Raw genomic sequence first — 1,417 nt, 5'->3', positions numbered from 1 at the left:
GCCGGCGCGGCCTGGGCCAAGGTCGCCCCGGCGGACCGTGGCCGGGTGCTGCGCTCCGCTGCCCAGCACCTGGAGGCCGCGCGCGCCGACCTGGTCGCCGCCATGGTGCACGAGGCAGGCAAGACCGTGGCCGAGGCCGATCCCGAGGTCAGCGAGGCCGTCGACTTCGCCGCCTACTACGCGCAGGCGGCCGAGGCCCTCGACCCGGCGTCGGAGGCCTGGCCGGGCGCCCGGTACACGCCGGACGGCGTCACCCTGGTCACCCCGCCGTGGAACTTCCCGGTCGCCATCCCGATCGGCGGCGTGCTCGCGGGCCTCGCGGCCGGCTCCTCCGTGATCGCCAAGCCCGCGCCGCCCACGCCGCGCTGCCTGGAGATCGCCGTCGAGGCCGTGCACGCCGCGCTCGATGAGGTGGCCCCCGAGATCGGCCTCGACCCGGCCATCGCGCGCGACGTCGCGCAGTTCGTGCGCGTGCCCGACGGCGACCTCGGCCGCCGCCTCGTGACGCACGACGGCGTGTCCCGCGTGATCCTCACGGGCGCGATCGAGACCGCCGAGATGTTCGCGTCCTGGCGCCCCGACCTAACCGTGCTCGCGGAGACGTCGGGCAAGAACGCGATCGTCGTGACGCCGTCGGCCGACCTCGACCTGGCCGTCGCCGACGTCGTGCGCTCGGCGTTCGGGCACGCGGGGCAGAAGTGCTCCGCGGCGTCGCTCGTGATCCTGGTCGGTTCGGTGGGCGACCCGCGCACCGTGACCGGCGAGCGGTTCCGCCGCCAGCTCGTCGACGCCGTGTCGTCGCTCGCCGTCGGCCCCGCGACCGACCTGGCCACCGTGATGGGGCCGCTCACCGAGCCCGCGCAGGGCAAACTGCTGCGTGCCCTGACCACGCTGGAGCAGGGCGAGAGCTGGCTCGTGCGCCCGCGCCGTCTCGACGCGGTGGCGCAGGAGGCCGGCCTCGGCAAGGGCCGCCTGTGGACCCCGGGCGTGCGCGACGGCGTTCGCCCCGGCTCGTTCTTCCACCTCACCGAGGCCTTCGGCCCGGTTCTCGGCATCATGACCGCCCGCACCCTGGACGAGGCGCTCGCGCTGCAGAACGCGGTGTCGTTCGGCCTCACCGGCGGCATCCACTCGCTGGACGACGCCGAGGTCGAGCACTGGCTCGACCGTGTCGAGGTCGGCAACGCGTACGTGAACCGGCACATCACCGGTGCGATCGTGCGGCGCCAGTCGTTCGGCGGCTGGAAGGCCTCCGTGGTGGGCTCCGGCGCCAAGGCGGGCGGCCCCAACTACGTGGCGCAGCTCGGCCGGTGGGCCGACGCGCCCGACGTGCCGTCGCGCACCGAGGACCCGACGGGCTGGCTCGCCTGGGCCCGCGCCGACGACGCCCGCGCCTGGCTCACCGAGTTCTCGCAGG

The 1,417-nt window shown here is 75.4% G+C and carries 1 protein-coding gene; it reads left to right on the top strand.

Annotated features, from left to right (window positions below; genetic code table 11):
- Positions 1 to 1,417 (top strand): aldehyde dehydrogenase family protein (locus PROKR_RS17175; protein WP_157602201.1); only part of this gene is annotated, 1,417 nt, incomplete at both ends.

This window comes from Promicromonospora kroppenstedtii DSM 19349, assembly GCF_000515355.1.
GTDB classification, from domain to species: Bacteria; Actinomycetota; Actinomycetes; order Actinomycetales; family Cellulomonadaceae; genus Promicromonospora; species Promicromonospora kroppenstedtii.
The sequence above is the reverse complement of the archived record's forward strand: the minus strand, read 5'-3'. Positions and strand labels throughout refer to the sequence as shown.